Source organism: Bacillus sp. OTU530, from assembly GCF_038440375.1.
In genome coordinates, this window is record NZ_JASATP010000028.1 from 23,665 (window position 1) to 44,030 (window position 20,366).

At 39.7% G+C, this 20,366-nt stretch carries 17 protein-coding genes; 12 read left to right on the forward strand and 5 right to left on the reverse strand.

All coding sequences use genetic code 11. From position 1 onward, the window contains the following. Window position 1 precedes the first annotated feature (1 nt). From AAHB12_RS19235 to AAHB12_RS19280, 10 genes are all read left to right on the forward strand, one after another. Window positions 2–1,003, forward strand: coding sequence for a LacI family DNA-binding transcriptional regulator (locus AAHB12_RS19235; protein ID WP_342046552.1), 1,002 nt, complete (start codon window positions 2–4; stop codon window positions 1,001–1,003). A gap of 76 nt (window positions 1,004–1,079) precedes the next feature. Further along, a complete protein-coding gene (locus AAHB12_RS19240) occupies window positions 1,080–2,066 on the forward strand; it encodes a DUF4003 family protein (protein ID WP_342046553.1) in 987 nt (328 codons plus the stop codon). 650 nt (window positions 2,067–2,716) lie between these two features. Beyond that, window positions 2,717–4,663: a BglG family transcription antiterminator gene (locus AAHB12_RS19245; RefSeq protein WP_342046589.1), complete on the forward strand. Its 1,947-nt coding sequence runs from the start codon at window positions 2,717–2,719 to the stop codon at window positions 4,661–4,663. 502 nt (window positions 4,664–5,165) lie between these two features. Beyond that, a complete protein-coding gene (locus AAHB12_RS19250) occupies window positions 5,166–5,492 on the forward strand; it encodes a PTS sugar transporter subunit IIB (protein ID WP_342046590.1) in 327 nt (108 codons plus the stop codon). Window positions 5,493–5,541: 49 nt separating this feature from the next. Next, window positions 5,542–6,840 carry a PTS cellobiose transporter subunit IIC gene (gene celB, locus AAHB12_RS19255; RefSeq protein WP_410776883.1) on the forward strand — a complete coding sequence of 433 codons (1,299 nt, stop codon included), beginning with the start codon at window positions 5,542–5,544 and terminating at the stop codon, window positions 6,838–6,840. A gap of 97 nt (window positions 6,841–6,937) precedes the next feature. Continuing rightward, window positions 6,938–7,267: a PTS lactose/cellobiose transporter subunit IIA gene (locus tag AAHB12_RS19260; RefSeq protein WP_342046555.1), complete on the forward strand. Its 330-nt coding sequence runs from the start codon at window positions 6,938–6,940 to the stop codon at window positions 7,265–7,267. A 164-nt stretch (window positions 7,268–7,431) separates the two neighbouring features. Further along, on the forward strand, window positions 7,432–8,760 hold the full coding sequence (locus AAHB12_RS19265; RefSeq protein ID WP_342046591.1) for a 6-phospho-beta-glucosidase: 1,329 nt from the start codon (window positions 7,432–7,434) through the stop codon (window positions 8,758–8,760). A 222-nt stretch (window positions 8,761–8,982) separates the two neighbouring features. Continuing rightward, window positions 8,983–9,294, forward strand: coding sequence for a PTS sugar transporter subunit IIB (locus AAHB12_RS19270; protein WP_342046556.1), 312 nt, complete (start codon window positions 8,983–8,985; stop codon window positions 9,292–9,294). Between the two features lie 35 nt (window positions 9,295–9,329). After that, window positions 9,330–9,656, forward strand: coding sequence for a PTS lactose/cellobiose transporter subunit IIA (locus AAHB12_RS19275; protein WP_342046558.1), 327 nt, complete (start codon window positions 9,330–9,332; stop codon window positions 9,654–9,656). A gap of 24 nt (window positions 9,657–9,680) precedes the next feature. Beyond that, window positions 9,681–9,947: a phosphocarrier protein HPr gene (locus AAHB12_RS19280; protein WP_129730535.1), complete on the forward strand. Its 267-nt coding sequence runs from the start codon at window positions 9,681–9,683 to the stop codon at window positions 9,945–9,947. Window positions 9,948–10,005: 58 nt separating this feature from the next. On the opposite strand, the gene AAHB12_RS19285 is transcribed toward AAHB12_RS19280, so the two are convergent. Both AAHB12_RS19285 and AAHB12_RS19290 read right to left on the reverse strand, forming a co-directional pair. Further along, the gene (locus tag AAHB12_RS19285) at window positions 10,006–11,655 is read right to left on the reverse strand and encodes a glutamine--tRNA ligase/YqeY domain fusion protein (RefSeq protein ID WP_342046559.1); all 1,650 of its coding nucleotides are present in this window, start codon (window positions 11,653–11,655) and stop codon (window positions 10,006–10,008) included. Window positions 11,656–11,789: 134 nt separating this feature from the next. Next, window positions 11,790–11,987, reverse strand: coding sequence for a hypothetical protein (locus tag AAHB12_RS19290; RefSeq protein ID WP_129730539.1), 198 nt, complete (start codon window positions 11,985–11,987; stop codon window positions 11,790–11,792). Window positions 11,988–12,208: 221 nt separating this feature from the next. Here AAHB12_RS19290 and AAHB12_RS19295 point away from each other — a divergent pair, with 221 nt between their 5' ends. Together AAHB12_RS19295 and purU are read left to right on the forward strand one after the other, a co-directional pair. Continuing rightward, the gene (locus tag AAHB12_RS19295; protein ID WP_342046560.1) at window positions 12,209–14,584 is read left to right on the forward strand and encodes a WG repeat-containing protein; all 2,376 of its coding nucleotides are present in this window, start codon (window positions 12,209–12,211) and stop codon (window positions 14,582–14,584) included. Between the two features lie 153 nt (window positions 14,585–14,737). Next, entirely contained in the window at window positions 14,738–15,637 is a 900-nt protein-coding gene (purU, locus tag AAHB12_RS19300) for a formyltetrahydrofolate deformylase (RefSeq protein WP_342046561.1), read from the forward strand. A gap of 126 nt (window positions 15,638–15,763) precedes the next feature. On the opposite strand, the gene AAHB12_RS19305 is transcribed toward purU, so the two are convergent. The 3 genes from AAHB12_RS19305 to AAHB12_RS19315 all read right to left on the reverse strand — a co-directional run bounded on the left by AAHB12_RS19305 (window position 15,764) and on the right by AAHB12_RS19315 (window position 20,288). Further along, window positions 15,764–17,320 carry an ABC-F family ATP-binding cassette domain-containing protein gene (locus AAHB12_RS19305; protein WP_129730545.1) on the reverse strand — a complete coding sequence of 519 codons (1,557 nt, stop codon included), beginning with the start codon at window positions 17,318–17,320 and terminating at the stop codon, window positions 15,764–15,766. Window positions 17,321–17,859: 539 nt separating this feature from the next. Further along, a complete protein-coding gene (locus AAHB12_RS19310; RefSeq protein WP_129730547.1) occupies window positions 17,860–18,252 on the reverse strand; it encodes a C40 family peptidase in 393 nt (130 codons plus the stop codon). Between the two features lie 365 nt (window positions 18,253–18,617). Next, window positions 18,618–20,288, reverse strand: a complete 1,671-nt coding sequence (locus AAHB12_RS19315) for a glycoside hydrolase family 13 protein (RefSeq protein WP_342046562.1) — start codon at window positions 20,286–20,288, stop codon at window positions 18,618–18,620. Window positions 20,289–20,366 lie beyond the last annotated feature (78 nt).

Genomic DNA, 20,366 nt, shown 5'->3' on the forward strand with positions numbered 1-20,366 from the left:
GATGATGAAAATGATTGATGTGGCAAAGCGTGCAAATGTATCTACAGCAACTGTTTCCCGGGTTCTCAGAAAACCGGATAAGGTAAGTAAGGATACAAGAGAAAAGGTGTTGGAGGCTATTAAAGAGCTGAATTATCAGCCGAACATGGTTGCCAGACAATTTAGGACAAAAGAAACAAAAACAGTTTTAGTTGTCATTCCAGACGTCACAAGTCCTTTCTTTTCCGAAGTGCTTAGAGGAATTGAGCATATAGCACTTGAAAGTGGCTATCGGGTGATTTTAGGGGATACAGAGAACAATATCAACAGGGAACATGAATATATTGAGTTGTTACTTCAGCAGCAAGCGGATGGCATGATTTTATTAACAGCCAGAATGGATCGAACACGTTTAGAAGAGATTGCAAATCAATTTCCAGTGGTGCTCGCCTGTGAGTATATTGATGAACTGGATGTTCCGACTGTGTCTATCGATAATATTAGCGCAGCTAGAAAAGCAACTGAACATTTTATCCAGCTGGGCCATACTAGAATTGCGCATATAGCGGGACCTATGAATGTTATATTAAGCCGGGATCGACTGAAGGGCTATGAACAAGCTATGATCAGTCACCAATTGCACATTGAGCCTCTGTACATTAAGGAAGGCGATTTTAGCCTTGAGTCAGGTTACAATCAAATGCTGCATTTGCTTGAGCTAGAGGTTCCGCCTACTGCCGTTTTTGTCTTTAATGACTTAATGGCGATAGGAGCAATTAAAGCCATAAAAGATAAGGGATTGCGTGTACCGGAGGATATAGCAGTGGTAGGCTTTGATAATATTAAGATGACTTCCGTATTCGAACCTAACATAACAACGATTGACCAGCCAAAGTATGAAATTGGAAAAAAGGCCATGGATTTATTACTAAATCTGATGAACGGAGAAACGTTACAGAAGAAAAAGTTTGTATTGAAGGATGAATTAATTATTAGGGAATCCTCAGGTTTTAAGAGAATATAGAAGGTAAGCAAGGAATATGCCCCTCCTGTTGCGAATGTATGAGTAAGAGCTATTGTGAGAACGGGAGGGGATTACGATGACAGTGGTACAGGAGAAACTAGATGAATATAAGCATATATATGAACAATTGAAAGAAAAGCTAAGATGGAAGATTAATGATAAACGCACATTAATGATTGTTGCGTCTATGTATGTTGTAAATGATAAGCCGTTTCACTTCCCGCAGTTTTTCGAGCTGAGTCAATATGTGAAAGCGCAGGCTGGTTTCTTCTCATCGCTGAAATCGTATTCACGTTTTACAATAGCAGCTATGCTTGATGTACGTTTTGAGCAGCCGATTGAAGCATTTCATAGACTGCTAGAACTGTATGACAAGCTTGTAGCTGGCGGCTTTTCGAGAGGAATCTTCACTTATATTGCAGCGGCAGCAATGTTGTCTAATCGAGAGGAGTATGGGGAGATTCTTACACGGTCGTTAACTATATATAAAGGAATGAAGGCAAAGCATAAGTTTCTAACATCAAGCAGTGACTATCCATTGGCGGTGCTTCTCGGAAAGCATGAGGAACCTGTAGAGCTCCTGCTTGAACGGATGGAGGACTTCTATGAAAAGCTAAGTAGGGCAGGCTTTTCAAAGGGAAATGATTTGCAATTTCTAAGCCATATTCTCTCCTTGCATCGTGAAGTAGAGCAGGATATTTTGATTGGACGCTGCGCGGTATTACTGCAAGCCCTGAAGCAATCGGGGCAGAAGGTAAAGAAGATGCATTATTCTACGATAGGCTTACTCGCGCTATTAGAGGACGGCACGGAGGTCATAGAAGAGGTTGGTAAAGCTATGGAGCATTTAAATCATGAAAAACGATTTAAAGCTTATCGAGATGTAAACTTCATGATGGCTGTAAACTTTCTTGTGAGTGATAAAATATCAGATTCACGTATGCTTGAAACAGGGTTATATACGGCAATTGAAGCCATTGTTCAAGCACAGCAGGCAGCGATGGTTTCGTATGTTGCTGTTATTTCCACAACCTCTTCCGTTTCCTCCAGCGATGGATCGTAGGAATTTTTTATATGAAAACAACAAAAAGGAATCAGTTTGATTCCTTTTTGTATTTAATAAGACAATATAATTTTGTGAACACTGTCTGGCTCTTATGATCCGTCTTCATATTCCATACAGGGAAGAAACGCTTATCCTCTTTTCGTGGTGTGAGGTGTAACGGAAAAAATAAGTATAAATGCAAATAGTATTAGTGTACAATAAAAATATTGTCAGTGTATAATTTAATAAAAACGGTATTTAAAAAATGTACAGTGTTTATTAGAATGGTTGAGAACGCCGATAAGGAGCGGTAGCTGTTTATCCAGACATAGCATAAGGCTAACGGCCAGAGTGCAATCCCTTATAAAGAAAAGCTAAGATATTCTGAAAAGCTGACCCAATCACTTTGAAAGCGTTGACAGTTTTTAAAATTCATGTTAATTTTTGAATGCAAAATGAACGTGAGGAAAACTTAGGATTGTTACTGGTTAAGCAGGCAAAACCTAAATTGCTGGAACAGTAGGACGGTTATTTTCTTACTTTCTAGTAATTTAGGTTTTTTATTTGTAGATGGATGTAATTTTGAAGTCGTGTTTATCTTTAGCAAAATAAGCTCTGAGCATAATATCAAAAGGAAAAATTATATATCCAGGGAGAAGGTGATCATGATGTGTAATTCCCGAATAGCTACGATTCTGCGTGAATTAGTAGCTGCGAAGTCTGCTTCATCCATTGTGACAGGTGAATACTTGGCAAACATAAATCGAGTTACCTCCCGGACTGCCAGAAATGATATGAAGGAATTGGATACATTGCTTTCTAAGCATGGTGCTGGGGTTAAATCAATAAGAGGGACTGGCTATGAACTAGAGGTTTGGGATGATCAGGCTTTCCACAGGCTGCTGCAAGAAATGTTCCGAGATGAATCAATGCAGCAAGGTGGGATCCCAGACACACAGGAAGCGCGTGTTCAGTATCTCTTGCAGCGTTTGCTGCTTACAAATGAGTATATGAAGCTTGAAGATTTAGCAGATGAATTATACATTAGTAAATCGACTGTTCAAAATGATTTACGGGATGTAAAAAAGATCTTGCAGCAATACGGAATTGTTTTAGAAAAGCGCCCCAATTATGGACTAAAACTAAAAGGGGAAGAAATTAAGCTCCGCTTTTGTATGTCGGAGTATATATTTAATCAGAAGGCAAGAGAGCTAAATAAGATTAATGAGCAGCTTTCTATTATTGCAAAAGAAGAAATAATAATAATCCGAAATATCATCCTAGGACAAATTAAAGAGTACGGAATCACACTCTCTGATGTAGCACTTAATAATCTTATTGTTCATATTGCAATTGCTTGTAAACGTATTAGAAGTAGTAATCATGTATCTATCTATGGAAATGAACTAGTTCACATTATTAAACAATATGAATATAAAGCAGCATTAGAAATTGTTGAAGCCATTGAACAGAGCCTGCAAATATCGTTTCCGCAAACAGAGGTTGCGTATATTGCCATGCATTTGTTAGGGACAAAGCTAGTCACCCATACAGACATGGATGAAGAAAACCTCCAAGTGTTAATGGACAAGGAAATCTATCCTCTTACACTCAAGGTTCTAGAGGGGATTGAGAGTAAATTAAATTTAGGAATTAGGTATGATAAAGAGCTTATTTTCGGAATTAGTCTGCACCTAAAGCCAGCAATGAATCGATACCGATACGGAATGAATTTACGAAACCCTATGCTTGCAGCGATAAAAACAAATTATCCACTCGCTTTTGAGGCAGCAATCCTTGCTGGAATGATTTTAGAAAAAGAATTAGAAATTAAAATAGATGAAAATGAAATCGGTTATCTTGCCCTTCACATAGGAGCAGCTATAGAGCGGAAAAAGATGCTGCATCAGCCAAAGAGATGTATGATTGTCTGTGCTTCGGGTGTAGGAAGTGCCAAGCTCGTATACTATAAGCTGCAATCCAAGTTTGGTTCAAGGATGGAAATAGCAGGAACAACGGAATACTATAAGCTTCATCAGGTACCTATGCATACACTTGATTTTATCATTAGTACGATTCCAATCTCCGACTCCTTGCCTATTCCAGTCATTGAAGTGAATACCATTCTAGATGGAAATGATATTCAAAAGATTGAACATACTATGCTAGATCATTCTAATGAAACACTGGAATACACAAGAGAAGAATTGGTGTTCCTTCAACAAAGGTTTGAAACAAAGGAAGAAGTGTTGCGGTTTTTAGGGGATAATCTCCAGAAGCAGGGGCTTGTTAAAGAGGGATTTATAGATTCTGTATTTCAAAGGGAAGCTATGTCACCTACTAGCTTTGGTAATTTAGTAGCTATCCCTCATCCTATTATGCCGGAGACAGATACTACCTTTTGGTCTATTTGTACGTTACAAAGACCTATATTGTGGAAGGACAAACAGGTCCAGTTTGTCTGTTTGTTAAGTGTAGAAAAAAACAGCACAACAGACCTGCAAAAAATGTATAATTTGCTAGGAAAGGTAGTAGAGGATCAGAGTTTGGTGCAGCAATTATTGAAATGTAAGAACTATAACGAATTTACTCGCGTGTTTTTAGGGAAAAGATAATAGTTATGGAATATTCCTCTGCTATGAACGATTGTAGCGGAGGATTTTTTTATTGCGGAGAGTTATGTGACCCAGCCTTCTTCTACAAAGAATATTCTTTTGCACTTCAAGAAAGTATAAATTCCTAGCTAGAAGTTCATTCGACGTAGTGGGGAATTTTAGGAATAAAGTATAAGTGCAACTAAGCCTCTGTCTTCGCCCAAGAGCAGGGCTCGCCAATCGGCGAGTTTTCTTATCAATCCGAGGACTGCTTATAGTGAGGAAGGGTAAGTGGGGGAGTTGTACTTGCATGTTTCCAGGGATAGATAGGGCATCAGTGCTTATACAGTGAACAGTTTTATAGTTCTAGTTAGTACCATTTAACCTAATAAATAGTCTAAAGATTCTATTATCTTTTTCCGTTGTGTAACGGAAAAAGGTTATGTGTAGTTGAAATCGCTCTCAAGTTAATATAAAGACATGAAAAGGAAACGCTTTCATACATGATTACAAAAAGTAGAATATAGCCAAGGAGGAATTTTACATGAATATTTTATTATGCTGCGCTGCAGGAATGTCTACAAGTTTACTAGTTACAAAAATGGAGAAAAGTGCACAAGAGCAAGGTAAAGAGTATAAGATCTGGGCTGTTTCAGGTGACTCCGTACGAAATCATGTTGATCAAGCAGACATTTTGTTGTTAGGCCCGCAAGTACGCTATATGCTTCCTCAATTAAAAAAATTAGGAGAAGAGAAAAGTATTCCGGTTGATGTGATTAACTCAGTTCACTATGGAACTTGTAACGGTGCAGAGGTAGTGAAATTTGCAGAACAATTAGTTTCTAAATAGGAGCGTGAATGCTGTGAGCAAATTTACAGATGTATTAGAAAATAAGGTTATGCCAATCGCTGGTCGTATCGCAGGGCAACGTCATTTACAAGCCCTGCGCGATGGAATTGTACTCTCTATGCCCCTTATCATCATCGGTTCTGTTTTCTTAATTCTGGCGAACTTGCCGATACCAGGCTATAACGAATTTATGGCAGGAATATTTGGAGATCAATGGGCAACGAAGCTTTCATATCCTGTAGGAGCAACATTCGACATTATGGCGCTTATTGCCGCATTTGGGATTGCCTATCGATTAGCTGAAAAATATGGAGTAGACGCACTATCAGCAGGAGCTATTTCTGTTGCTGCTTTCTTACTGGCAACGCCGTACAAAGTATCCTTCCTTGCAGAGGGAGCAAAGGAAGCTATTTTGGTAGATGGTGGAATTCCTACTGCTTTAATGGGAAGTAAAGGGTTATTCGTTGCAATGCTTATCGCAATGCTTTCTACTGAGATTTATCGTTGGATTATTCAAAAGGATATCATCATTAAAATGCCAGATGGAGTACCGCCATCTGTAGGAAAATCATTTGCCGCACTCATTCCTGGATTTGCAGTTATTACATTGATTTGGGTACTACGTTTACTTGTTGAACAAACAGATTTTCAAAGCTTACACAATATTATTGGAGAAGTATTAGGAAAGCCGCTTGGTATCCTAGGTGGAACATTAGGTGGAAGTATTGTTGCTGAGCTAGTTGTTGTATTGTTATGGTCTTGCGGCTTGCACGGATCTAACATTGTAAGTGGTGTAATGGCACCGATTTGGTATGGCGCAATGGATGAAAACCGTTTAGCCTTCCAAAATCATGAGGCATTACCGAATATTGTAACACAGCAATTTTTTGATAACTTTATTAACATTGGTGGAAGCGGTGCTACTTTGGCGCTTGTAGTAGCTATGGTTCTACGTTCTAGAAGTACGCAAGGAAAGCAATTAGGAAAATTAGCAATTGGACCCGCTATTTTTAATATCAATGAACCGATTATCTTTGGTATGCCGATTGTTATGAACCCTATGCTGATTATCCCGTTCGTCTTAACACCAATTCTTACAGTGATCGCAACATATATTGGAATGTCAACGGGCTTAGTTGCTAAAACAGCGGGAATTGCAGTGCCTTGGACAATGCCGCCGCTTCTATCAGGATATTTAGCTACAGGCGGGAAAATTTCCGGGGCTGTGATGCAGCTGGTAAATATCGCGATTGCGTTTTGTATGTACTATCCATTCTTCAAAATGTGGGATAAGAAGAATTTCGTTGAAGAAGGCGGAAGTGATGCAACAGGTAATAAGATTGCATAAGCTCTTTTCAAACAATTTGTCTATATCAGGCAGGAGACAATCTGCCTGACATACATTTTATCTGTGTCAAATTGATTTCATAAAGGAGGAATATATCATGAACAACTTAGAAGAAGTGATTTTTCAAATCATCCTTCATGCCGGAAATGGAAGAAGCTCCTCAATGGAAGCTATCGCAGCGGCGAAACAGGGTAATTTTGCAGAAGCAAGAGAGAAGCTGAAGGAAGCTGGAGAGGAGCTCAATGGGGCTCATCATTTCCAAACATCCTTAATTCAAAGGGAGATTCGCGGGGAGAAGACAGAAATTTCTCTTCTTATGATTCATGCGCAAGACCATTTAATGAATGCGATCACAATGAAGGATCTAGCAACAGAGATGGTAGATATGTATGAGCTAATAAAGTTACCCCAAGGTGTCAGTGTTTGAGCAATTTAGCTATGAATGTAGACGAAGACGATTTGAGTAACATGTTTTCTCCGGGATGTGCTCATAGCTAGGGCTCTTCCCGGTGTTATAACGCATAAACTGGTTGGAATCACCATATACATACCACTTATTTAAAGAGGAGGATTACTATGGAAAACAATCCATTGAAACAAGGTATCAAAATTGTAACGATTGGCGGAGGATCAAGCTATACACCGGAATTAGTAGAAGGTTTTATTAAACGCTATGAGGAACTGCCTGTACGTGAATTATGGTTAGTAGACGTAGAAGAAGGAAAAGAAAAGTTAGAAATTGTAGGAAACCTTGCTAAGCGTATGATTGAAAAAGCAGGTCTAGATATCGAGGTACATTTAACGTTAAATCGAAGAGAGGCCCTGCCTAATGCAGACTTTGTTACAACTCAGTTTCGTGTAGGATTACTTGATGCTCGTGCGAAGGATGAAAGAATTCCTTTAAGCCATGGAGTATTAGGACAAGAGACAAATGGTCCAGGTGGACTATTTAAAGGATTACGCACAATTCCAGTTATCTTGGATATTGTAAAGGATATTAAGGAATTATGTCCAAATGCTTGGTTAATTAACTTCACAAACCCGGCTGGTATGGTAACAGAGGCTGTTCTTCGTTATACAGATCATAGGAAAATCGTTGGTTTATGTAATGTTCCGATTGGAATTGAAATGGGGATTGCAAAGCTGCTAGATGTGGAGCATTCCCGCATTCGTATTGATTTCGCCGGTCTAAACCATATGGTATACGGATTAGATGTGTATGTAGATGGAGTAAGTGTAAAAGATAAAGTGATTGAAATGCTATCAAATCCAGAAAACAGCAGCTTTGTTAAAAATGTAGAAGGACAAGGATGGGAACCGGAATTCATTCGAGCGCTCAACGCTTTAACTTGTCCATATCATTTGTACTACTACAAAAAAGATGAAATGCTTCAAAAAGAGCTGAAAAACTTTAAAGAGGGTACAACAAGAGCAGAAGTGGTCAAGAAGCTTGAGGATGAATTATTTGAGCTGTACAAAGATCCTAATTTGGCTGTGAAGCCGCCTCAATTAGAGCAACGCGGCGGGGCTTACTATAGCGATGCAGCTGTTCGTCTAATTTCTTCTATCTATAATGATAAACGTGATATTCAACCGGTTAATACGATTAATAACGGTGCGATTGCAAGCATTCCACATGACTCTGCTGTTGAGGTGAGCTGTGTAATTACAAAAGAAGGTCCAAAGCCAATCATTAGCGGAGATTTACCAGTTGCAGTCCGAGGACTCGTACAGCAAATCAAGTCCTTTGAACGTGTAGCTGCCGAAGCAGCTGTAACAGGCAGCTATGATACAGCTTTACTTGCTATGACAATTAACCCGCTTGTTCCTTCCGATAAGGTTGGTAAAAAAATCTTGGATGAAATGCTAGAAGCACATAAAGATTATTTACCACAATTTTTTGCAAAGGTTGAAGCATAATAGAGAGGCTGGTTCCGGTACGAATCAAATTGTACCAGGACCAGCCTTTTTGTACCACTGCAGGAAGGTATAAGTTTCCAGACAGTAGTTATCTTGTATTTAAACTTTCCGTTACATAACGGAAAAAGCATATGTTTAATTGTAAGCGTTTTTATAATAGAATGAAATCATCAAAAAAACACAATTTCATCTCAATTATTAAATAAATGGAGGAATCCTTATATGAATATTTTATTATGTTGTGCAGCAGGAATGTCGACTAGCTTATTAGTAACGAAAATGGAGAAAAGTGCAGAGGCGCAAGGGAAGTCGTATAAAATCTGGGCAGTTCCAGGGGATGTAGTGAAAAATCATATTGATAGTGCTGACGTGTTATTGCTAGGTCCGCAAGTGCGTTTCTTGCTGCCACAGCTGAAACAGCTAGGGCAACAGAAGGGGGTTCCAGTTGATGTAATTAATCCTGTTCACTATGGAATGTGCAATGGGGAAGAAGTAGTGAAGTTTGCAGAGCAATTAACAGCTAAAATAGAATAAGCGAGTTTGCTCATAGTTCAAAGGAGGAAAAGGTTGTGGGAAATTCAGAAGAAGTTGTCTTTCAAATTATCCTTCATGGGGGAAATGGTAAAAGCTCAGCAATGGAGGCTCTTGCAGCAGCAAAGCAAGGGGATTTTGCAACTGCAAGAGAAAAGATTCAAGAGGCTGGCGAGGCATTAAATCAGGCTCATCATATACAAACTTCTTTAATCCAAGGTGAAATTAGAGGAGAAAAGAACGAGATTTCTCTTTTAATGGTTCATGCTCAAGACCATTTAATGAATGCGATTATGATAAAGGATTTAGCAATGGAATTTGTAGAGTTGTATGAGTATGTTGCAACCTCTAAGGATCGGGTATAAATATAAATAGTCAGGAGATTGATTATGGTTGAAAAAACATTTACAGTGATTGAGGAGGCAGGGATTCACGCACGACCTGCAACTGTATTAGTGAGCCAGGCGAGTAAATGCGCATCTGAAATTACACTGGAGTACAACGGGAAAATAGTAAACTTGAAATCGATTATGGGTGTAATGGCTCTTGGGATTCCAGCAGGAGCGAAAGTAAAGATTTCTGCGGAAGGACAAGATGAGGCGGAAGCTCTTCTAAAGCTGGAAGAGGTATTGAAAAGCGCAAATTTAGTGGCATAAGGTATATAAACATAAAATGAGGCTGTGGAGAATTTTTTCACAGCCTCATTTCTACTTATTATATTCTAAATGAGCTTTTCAAGGAAACAATTTGGTTAAACACTATATGATCCTTCGATGTATGTTTAGGGTCTACATTAAAGTAACCGTGACGGAAAAATTGGAATTTATCCTGAGGCTGTACATCCTTCATATTTTCCTCAATATAGCCTTGTAGAATTTCTAAGGAATTTGGATTTATATGATCAAGGAAGGTTTCACCTTCTTCTTGTTTTTGATCATCTAGAATAAGCGGCTCATATAAACGGAATTCAGCTGATATCGCTTTGGAAGCTTCAACCCAGTGAATCGTTCCTTTTACCTTACGTCCTGTAAAGCCGCTGCCGCTCTTTGTTTCCACATCATACGTACAGTGGAGTTCAATCACGTTTCCATTTTCATCCTTCACAACATCATTGCATTTAATGAAGTATGCATGCTTTAGGCGTACTTCATTGCCAGGGAAGAGACGGAAATATTTTGCTGGCGGGTTTTCCATAAAGTCATCCTGCTCAATGTAAATTTCACGAGAGAACGGAATTTTTCTTATACCCATTTCAGGATTTTCTGGGTTAATTTCCGCATCGAGCCATTCCACTTCGCCTTCCGGATAGTTTGTAATAACAACCTTTAATGGTCGGACAATCCCCATTGTGCGCGGTGCTTTTAATTTTAAGTCTTCGCGGACAAAATGCTCCAGCATCTGCGAGTTAACTGTGCTGAATGCCTTTGCGACACCAATTTCACGGCAGAATGTACGAATAGCTTCCGGTGTGTAGCCTTTTCGGCGCAAGCCGGAAATTGTCGGCATACGTGGATCATCCCAGCCATCTACTATACCTTCATCTACCAATTGCTTTAGCTTTCGTTTGCTCATAACAGTGTTTGTGAGATTTAAGCGACCAAATTCAATTTGCTGCGGTTTGCTTTCTGTTTCACAATTCTCGATAATCCAATTGTATAAAGGACGTTGATCTTCAAACTCTGTTGTACAAATAGAGTGCGTAACATTCTCAATTGCATCCTCAAGAGGGTGGGCGAATGCGTACATTGGATAGATGCACCATGCATCGCCTGTATTATGGTGCGTTGCATGAGCAATACGGTAAATAACAGGGTCGCGCAGATTGATATTAGGTGAGGTCATGTCGATTTTCGCCCGTAATACCTTTTCGCCGTCCTTAAATTCCCCGTTGCGCATCTTGTTAAATAGGTCGAGATTTTCCTCGATAGAACGATTACGGAATGGACTTTCCTTGCCAGGCTGTGTAAGAGTACCACGGTATTCACGGATTTCCGCTGCTGATAGGTCATCCACATAAGCCAGTCCCTTTTTAATGAGAAGGACTGCGCGCTCATACATTTCTTCAAAATAGTCAGAAGCGAAGAATAAGCCGTCCCAGTCGTAGCCGAGCCATGTTACGTCTTCCTTAATGGAGTTTACATATTCGACATCTTCCTTTAAAGGATTCGTATCATCGAATCGTAAATTTGTTTTTCCTTTAAATTCATCTGCCAGTTCAAAGTTTAATACAATCGATTTTGCATGACCAATATGCAAGTAGCCGTTTGGCTCTGGCGGGAAGCGGGTAATAACATAATCGCGCTTACCTGTTTCTAGATCTTCTTTTACAATATTTCGAATGAAGTTAGACGTGTTATGCTCCATCTTTTAAACCTCCTTGTAGCACAATTTGTTTCGAACGATTTGAAAGCCTTGTTTTTTACGTATTCACAAGTGCTGTTCTCGTCAATATTTTCAGGAACTGAATATATTATAATAATAAATTCCCAAAAAAACTATTATACACCTGTTCTTCGTCGTTGATTGTTTGGTTTTTTCGTCTGCTGGCTTTTCATTGCTTTTGTATTTTTGACAAGACCATTGTCTGTTTTACCAGCTGTCTGTCCTTGCTTCTTATTAGCGAGCATCTGTTTCATCGCTTCTTGAAGACTGACTTTCTTTGGAACTGCTTGCTCATTATTTTCTAAATTAGACATGGAAATAAGTCTCCTTCGTAAATTGTGTCAGTATCTATCATATACTGAAAAGAATCGGAATAAAAGAAAGTGTTGCTGTATTTTCATTCTAAGTAAATTTGCTTCGTGTAAAAGTATTACAAGTACCCTGTTTAGTCTATCTCTTATAAAAGAGGATTATTTATATGCAATAAGTGCAGCTCACGAACATTCAGACTTATAAGGAAAATAGGGGGGAGCGCATGGGAGGATACGCGAGTCTTTTACAAGCATTTTTACCGGTTCATGCAAGCTTGCTTATGGATGGCGATCATGCAGTTATCTATGAGGCCGACATAGACGGTGACGGAGCAAATGAAATAACTGGTGCCTACAGATGGTATGGGGAGATCTATCTCTTAACCCTGAAGCAGTTTAACCAGGGGTGGAGGGTAATTGCTCATATACGAGGACGCGGCTATGATATTTCCTATTTATATGCGGCTCCTGTTACAGGAAGAGGGCTGGTGAATATTATTGCAGGCTGGCAGGTAAGGGAGACTTGGTCAGAGCTTGCCATATATGAGTGGACGCAGAACGGAGTACGAGAAATTACAAGGCCGGGTATCTATTTTAGCGGGATAGAGGTTGAGGATATGCCGGTCCTAGATGGACAATATGAAATTGCCTTATGGCTGCGTGAAAATGAAGAGATGTATCAGCTTGGGGTATACAGGTGGAGAAATAACAGTTTAGAGCCTGCAGCGGATCTGTATCCATACTACCGAAAAAAGGTTGCAAGATACTATCAGGAAAAGATGAAAGAGATTCCGAATCAAGCCCTCCTATCAACCGGTACTGCTACAAGCTTAACTGCTCCTCCTATGCTTAAAGGAGAATGGCCGCAGCTAAGGGAAGAACTATCGAACATGAGGGCGGCCTACTTATACCGTGTTTCCATTCAAACACTACAAGGTGAGAAATGGGGATATATCGATGGCGGGGGACGGTTTATTTTGCCGCCGCAATACGATGATGCGCTTCGTTTTCAAGCAAATGGCTTGGCCGTTGTGAGAGTCGGGAGGGTATTCGGGGTAATTGATGCATCTGGAGCATTCGTTGTAAAACCTAGATACGGAACCATTTCGGAATTTTCAGAAGGACGTGCCGCTGTTACAGATAACCGTGGATTTCATGTTATTGATGAGAAAGGAAATGTACTAACGAGCAAGCCCTACAGCTATATTGGGACATACAAAGAAGGGCGTGCTATATACGCTGATACAAACCAACAGGGTAAATATTTATACGGTTATTTAGACGAACAGGGCAGGGAGGTTATTCCTCTTTCGTATGAATTAGCTAGGGACTTTAAGGGTGGAAAAGCTGTTGTACAAATAAGTGATTCTCAATTTGCATTGGTTGATAGAAGCGGAACAATTGTCCATACTTATCCGTATGCCTTTGTTGGAGATATCGGGGAAGGTTTATTAGCCTTTCAAGAGAAGTCAGATAGTCGGTATGGGTTTATAGATGAAACCGGACATGTTGTGATTGAACCGAAATATACAGGAGCACAGACGTTTCAAGAAGGAAGAGCTGTCGTGAATACAGCGGAGAATTACATGAACGCATTTGGACTTATTGATAGGAATGGTCGATTGATCATTAAGCCTGCGTATAATGATATTCTGCCTCTTGGAGAAGGTAGGCTTGCGGTAGGGAAGGCACTTGATAAAAAACAACCTTTTATCGGATCACGCTATGCTATCACAGATACAAGCGGTTTGTTTTTAACGGATTTTGTGTATTATGATGTAGGCAATTATGAGAAGGGGTTAACTTCTGTAGATGATGGCAGGAATACCTTTTTTATCGGTAAGAATGGAAAAGCTGAGACGGGTCTACCAATTGTGCATGGAAACGGGACGGTTCGCATCGTTGGAAATCTGATTGAAGCAAATGTAGATAATCGTTTATCATATCGAAACAGATTTGGGGATGTCGTATGGCAGCAAAATCGAACGATACGTTTAAATAATTTGTATACAGTGAGGGAAGAAAAATATAAACCGAACCGTCATTATCTTGTATATTATCCGAGAATAGAAGGCATGGAGAATAAAGCTGCACAAGAAGAAGTAAATCAGGAGTTGAAGCGCCTTTCCCAGGTGAAACCGATTGATAGCACTGCGCAGCAATATAGCTATACAGGGGACTTTTCATTGTCGCTTTTCCAGAAGCATTTACTTGTATTAGAGCTGAACGGATATAAATTTCCATTTGGAGCAGCTCACGGTATGCCAACGAAGGTATACGTCCACATAGATGTACGAGATGGAACGCTTTATCAGCTTGAAGACCTATTTATAAAGGACAGTAATTATGTGAAAGTATTAAGTGACATCATCAAACAACAAATTGAAACAGAAAATCAATATTCGTATGTATTTCCTGATGCGTATAAGGGAATACAAGCAGATCAGCCATTCTATGTAACAGATAAGGCATTATATATTTATTTCAAACCGTATGAAATTGCTCCCTTTGTAGCAGGTTTTCCAACGTTCACGATCCCTTATATTAGAATAAGAGATATTCTTCATACACAAGGGAAGTTTTGGAGAGCATTTCATTGAAATGATACGGATCTGTTCCTTATATGATGAATATGAAAAGCTATGATTTAGCGTACACCTATCATTTCCAATTCAAAATTGTAAACATTATATTTGCATATTTCTCTGCGCAAAGTATAATTGATAATCAATAGTAATAGAGAGGTAGAACAAATGAAACCATATATTCAGAAGCAAATGCAAGCATTTCAGGAGCAAAATCGAAATAGAGGGCGTTTATTAATTAGCTGCCCTGACCAACCAGGGATTGTGGCAACGGTATCTCGATTCCTATTCGAATATAATGCTAATATTATTGAATCCAGTCAGTATTCTACAAATCCAGAGGGCGGTACATTTTTCATGCGTGTTGAATTTGAGTGCCCAGGATTAAGCCAAAAAGCAAAAGAGATAGAGCAAGCTTTCGAAGAGATTGCTGAGCAGTTTTCTATGAAATGGAAGCTATCCTATGTACATGATTTAAAACGCACAGCGATTTTTGTTTCAAAAGAATTGCATTGCTTATTAGAATTGCTTTGGGAATGGCAAAGCGGAGGTTTATTAACAGATATCGCTCTTATCGTCAGCAACCATGAGGATGCCCGCGAAACAGCAGAGTCATTTGGCATTCCTTTTTGCCATGTTCCTGCAAACAAGGAAAATCGTGCAGAGGCAGAAGCACAGCAACTGCGATTGCTAGAGGAGTATAAGATTGATGTAATTATTTTAGCGCGTTATATGCAAATTCTAACTCCTAATTTTGTAGCTGCACATCCGAATCGAATTATCAATATTCATCACTCGTTTCTTCCGGCCTTTATTGGCGCGAGACCTTATGAGCGTGCACATGAGCGTGGGGTAAAGCTAATTGGGGCTACATCTCATTATGTAACGAACGATTTAGATGAAGGTCCAATTATTGAGCAGGGGGTAGAGCGAGTGCGTCATCACCACAATGTGGAGGCGCTTAAAAAAATCGGTCGTTCCATCGAGCGCAGCGTATTGGCGCGTGCTGTGAAATGGCATTTAGAAGACCGTGTAATCGTTGATCGAAATAAAACAATCGTATTCTAATACTAGGAAAAACGCCCGGCTTTGTCATAGGCCGGGCGTTTTTCCTTACACTTTAAACTTTGATAGTTTATGCTGAAGATTTTGTGCTGTATTAGCAAGTGTTGCCGAATTGGGATTCCGTTTATATTAAAAGACCTTTGTAGTCCAGGATTCACAATTCCAAATATCTGTAGTCACATCGCGGTAAAATTCCGGTTCGTGGCTGATGAGAAGAATGCTGCCCTTATACTCTTTTAGGGCACGTTTTAGTTCTTCCTTTGCATCTACGTCTAAGTGGTTTGTCGGCTCATCGAGTACAAGAAGGTTTGTCTCCTTGTTGACAAGCTTACAAAGGCGTACCTTTGCTTTTTCTCCACCGCTTAGCACTGCTACCTTACTTTCGATATGCTTTGTTGTTAATCCGCATTTCGCGAGGGCGGCGCGTACCTCGTATTGATTAAAGGAAGGGAACTCGTTCCATACCTCTTCAATACATGTATTATAGTTTGCTTCCTTGATTTCCTGTTCAAAATAGCCGATATGCAGGTGCTCACCTAATTGAACAGAACCAGAAACTGGCTGAAGTTCACCAAGAATGCTTCTGAGAAGCGTTGTTTTTCCGATCCCGTTTGCTCCGACAAGGGCGATTTTTTGTCCGCGTTCCATCCGCAGGTTTAACGGTTTAGAAAGAGGGCTGTCATAGCCAATAACTAGATCCTTTGTTTCAAAAATTAGCTTTCCGGAAGTGCGAGCAGGCTTAAAATGAAATTCTGGCTTTGGTTTTTCCTGTGCAAGCTCAATAACCTCCATTTTATCCAGCTTTTTTTGGCGAGACATCGCCATATTACGGGTAGAAACGCGCGCTTTGTTGCGAGCTACGAAATCCTTCAGATCTGCAATCTCTTGCTGTTGCTTTTTATAAGCTGATTCAAGCTGCTGTTTCTTTACTTCGTATACTTGCATGAAGTTATCATAATCACCGACATATCGATTTAACTCTTGATTTTCCATGTGATAAATTAAGTTGATTACATTATTTAAGAATGGGATATCGTGGGATATTAAAATAAAGGCATTTTCGTATTCCTGTAAATAACGCTTCAACCATTCGATATGCTGCTCATCAAGATAGTTTGTCGGCTCATCCAGTAAGAGAATTTCGGGTTTTTCAAGAAGAAGCTTAGCAAGAAGAACCTTTGTACGCTGACCGCCGCTCAAATCCTGAACATCTCGATCAAGACCGACATCATCAAGTCCAAGTCCGCGGGCCACCTCTTCAACCTTAGAATCAATTACATAGAAATCATTGTTAGTTAACATATCTTGAATAACTCCAACGTCTTCAAGCATTTGTTCTAGCTCTTCCGGAGTTGCTTCCGCCATCTTGACGTAAAATTCATTCATTTGCGCTTCCATATCAAATAAATATTGAAATGCGCTCCGTAATGCATCGCGAATCGTCATACCACGCTGCAGCACTGCATGCTGATCCAAGTAGCCAACACGTACGTTTTTCGACCATTCAACCTTTCCTTCATCGGGCTGAAGCTTGCCTGTAATGATATTCATAAATGTTGATTTTCCTTCACCATTCGCACCGATGAGCCCGATATGCTCTCCTTTGAGCAATCGAAAGGAGACGTTATTAAAAATAGCACGATCACCGAAGCCGTGGCTTAAATCTTTTACTGTTAAAATACTCATAGCTATGCACCTTATCCTAAATGTATTTGAAATGTTTCCTTTTAAAATCAGTTTTTATTCATACATAGTTGATTATAGCGGAGTTAGGAAGGACAGAAAAGAGGATTAACATGTAAAAGCGCCTTAATATTGTAAATGCTGATGAAACATCGACTGGTGCGCAGGAGGTTTCTCAGGTAACAATGAAGCAATCTGAGAACATTGCAGTCATTGATAAGCTGGCTGAGGATTTAGGGACGTGAGCCTGCGAATTAAAACGGAACATTGAACAGTTTACTAGCTAAGATAAAAGATGGAGCAGTTACACAAGCTGCTCCTATGTCTTATATATTAAACAATTTATAAATTTCCAGCTAGAAGTCATCCGAAACAGTCAGAACTTTTAGGAATACAGTGTAAGTGCAATCGCGACGCTGTCTTCGCCCAAGGGCAGGGCGGAGGGTTGTCTATATGCTAAAGATCTCTATCTATCGAGGCAAAAGGCGCCTCAGTATGCGAGGAACTGTCTTCCTCAGAAGCGGGGCGACCGTGCGCTTTTCCTATCCGAATCGTTTTGCACCGATGAACCTTTCTTTCCAATTACCCGCAAATTGGACAACAGATACCTTTCCTTCCCTACGAGAGGTGTGGAGCATGCGACCTTGTCCAATATAGATAGCTACATGCCCAATCTTTTCTATCCCTTGTCTGTTCATACGCCGTGGTGTTGTAAAAAATAACAGGTCTCCCTTTTGTATATTAGAGTAGGGAACGTTGACACCAGCTCGATACTGCTGCCGTGAGTTTCTTGGAAGAGTGACACCGTGTCGTTTGAAAATGTGCTGCATAAAGGAACTGCAGTCAAAGGTGTTAGTTTGATACGGTGACGAATTAAATACATATGGTGTTCCTAAGTATTTCATCCCTGTTTTAATAATATTGTCTGAAAGCACGCCAAATCTCCTCTTTTTAAAGAATTCTTCTTTCTATATTAATGCAGAAAGAGAGGAGTTGGATTGGACAAGGGTCTTATAAAATGAAAATAAGGCGCCCTTTTGATTAAGAGAGTAGGACCCCTGAGACTGTTGTCTCGTGCTTGCTTAGGAAAATGAGTGGGTTATGGTTCGTCTGAGTGACGTGATAGAAGGGTAACAAGGTGAGAGAATCGCGAGGGAATATCAAGAGGGGGTACTCAAAGTAGTCCCCCCTCTTTCGCTTTAAGAAAGTATAAGTTTCCCGATCGAAGTTAATTCGACGTCATGGAAAATTTTAGTAATGAAGTGTAAGTGCAACTACGCTTCTGTGCTCGCTTATGGTGTTACATTATTAAATAGACACGGGTTTCGTAAGGTCTTAGGGTGAGACGCTTAGGCAGAGCTTTATCCACAACTACATAGTTATTCATAACAAGTTCTGAAACAGAATGACTGAAACGATTCGGGACTTTAAAACTAGTTTCTGCTTCGCTAAAGTTGCAAATGATTAGGGCTTTTTGGTTTCCTAATGTGCGAGTGTATACGAATAGCTTCGGATGATTTGGCAATAACAATTCATAAGTGCCATATACAAACACTGGGTTTTCTTTTCGCAAATGAATCAAGCTTTTATAAAAATGTAAAATAGAGTCAGGATCCTTTAATTGTTCTGTTACGTTAATTTCTTTATAATTTTGATTTACACCTAACCAAGTTTGGCCCGCGGTTGTAAATCCTCCCATGTTGGTTGCATCCCATTGCATCGGAGTACGGGAATTATCTCGACCTTGTTTCCAAACGACTTCCATAATCTCCTCATGGGAACGGCCTTTTGCCGTTTCAACCTTATAGTAGTTAATCATACCGACATCATTGTATTCGTTAATAGACGGAAACTGGACATTCGTCATCCCAATTTCCTGGCCCTGATAAATAAATGGTGTGCCCTTCATGAGAAAATATAAAGCGCCTAGCATTTTGGCACTTTCTTTCCAATACTCCTGATCATTTCCCCAGCTTGAAACCCTGCGTGGCTGATCATGGTTTTCGATGAAGAGGGCGTTCCAACCTCTACCTTCTAAACCAGTTTGCCATTTGGTTAATGCTTTTTTTAATGCACGTACGTCGACAAGATCTTCTGAATTCTTATCCCAAAGACCTAGAAATTCAAACTGAAAAACCATATTGAAATGGCCATTTTCTTCACCAACCCATTTTTCGGCATCATCAATCCCTACACCATTTGCTTCTCCAACAGTCATAACATCGTAGTTCTTGATTGTTTTTTGGGAAAGTTCTGTTAGCCATGTATCAATCCCCTCAACATTCATCATATAAGGAAAGCAGGGAACGTAATCTAAGTTATTTGGGTTCGGCATATCCGGGAAGCCTGGCTCCTTTTTAATATGGGAAATTGCATCAACACGGAAACCATCAATCCCTTTTTCCAGCCACCAATTGACCATATCATGTAAAGCATTTCTTACTTCAGAGTTCTCCCAATTTAGGTCAGGCTGTCGTTCGGAGAAGATGTGCATAAAATATTGTTCTGTTTCTTCATTATATTTCCAAGCAGAACCACTGAAAATAGATTCCCAGTTGTTTGGTTCCTTGCCGTTTTTGCCATCCCTCCAGATATACCAATCACGCTTTGGATTATCTTTAGAGGAGCGAGATTCAATAAACCAAGGGTGTTCATCGCTTGTATGATTGATGACCAAATCAAGAATCAATCGCATTCCGCGTTGATGAACTTCTTCTAGCAGTTCATCAAAGTCCGCTAGCGTACCGAATTCCTCCATAATGTCCTGATAATCTGAAATATCATAGCCATTATCGTCATTTGGAGACTTATACATAGGACATATCCAAATAACATCAATTCCTAATTCTTTTAAGTAATCTAATTTTGAAAGAATTCCCTTGAGATCCCCAATTCCATCCCCATTACTATCCATAAAGCTTCGAGGGTAAATCTGATATACGACACTTTCCTTCCACCATTTTTTCTCCATATTTCTTCTCCTTTCTCTTCTAAAAATAAATAGTTGGCGTTCTTAGCTTCTCCTGAAAGCCTGTTCCACAATTGGGAC

Excerpts from the sequence above, each read along its gene's own strand:
- AAHB12_RS19235 (WP_342046552.1), top strand. The coding sequence starts at position 2 with ATGATGAAAATGATTGATGTGGCAAAGCGTGCAAATGTATCTACAGCA.
- AAHB12_RS19240 (WP_342046553.1), top strand. The coding sequence starts at position 1,080 with ATGACAGTGGTACAGGAGAAACTAGATGAATATAAGCATATATATGAA.
- AAHB12_RS19245 (WP_342046589.1), top strand. The coding sequence starts at position 2,717 with ATGTGTAATTCCCGAATAGCTACGATTCTGCGTGAATTAGTAGCTGCG.
- celB (WP_410776883.1), top strand. The coding sequence starts at position 5,542 with ATGCCAATCGCTGGTCGTATCGCAGGGCAACGTCATTTACAAGCCCTG.
- AAHB12_RS19260 (WP_342046555.1), top strand. The coding sequence starts at position 6,938 with ATGAACAACTTAGAAGAAGTGATTTTTCAAATCATCCTTCATGCCGGA.
- AAHB12_RS19270 (WP_342046556.1), top strand. The coding sequence starts at position 8,983 with ATGAATATTTTATTATGTTGTGCAGCAGGAATGTCGACTAGCTTATTA.
- AAHB12_RS19280 (WP_129730535.1), top strand. The coding sequence starts at position 9,681 with ATGGTTGAAAAAACATTTACAGTGATTGAGGAGGCAGGGATTCACGCA.
- AAHB12_RS19285 (WP_342046559.1), bottom strand. The coding sequence starts at position 11,655 with ATGGAGCATAACACGTCTAACTTCATTCGAAATATTGTAAAAGAAGAT.
- AAHB12_RS19290 (WP_129730539.1), bottom strand. The coding sequence starts at position 11,987 with ATGTCTAATTTAGAAAATAATGAGCAAGCAGTTCCAAAGAAAGTCAGT.
- AAHB12_RS19295 (WP_342046560.1), top strand. The coding sequence starts at position 12,209 with ATGGGAGGATACGCGAGTCTTTTACAAGCATTTTTACCGGTTCATGCA.
- purU (WP_342046561.1), top strand. The coding sequence starts at position 14,738 with ATGAAACCATATATTCAGAAGCAAATGCAAGCATTTCAGGAGCAAAAT.
- AAHB12_RS19305 (WP_129730545.1), bottom strand. The coding sequence starts at position 17,320 with ATGAGTATTTTAACAGTAAAAGATTTAAGCCACGGCTTCGGTGATCGT.
- AAHB12_RS19315 (WP_342046562.1), bottom strand. The coding sequence starts at position 20,288 with ATGGAGAAAAAATGGTGGAAGGAAAGTGTCGTATATCAGATTTACCCT.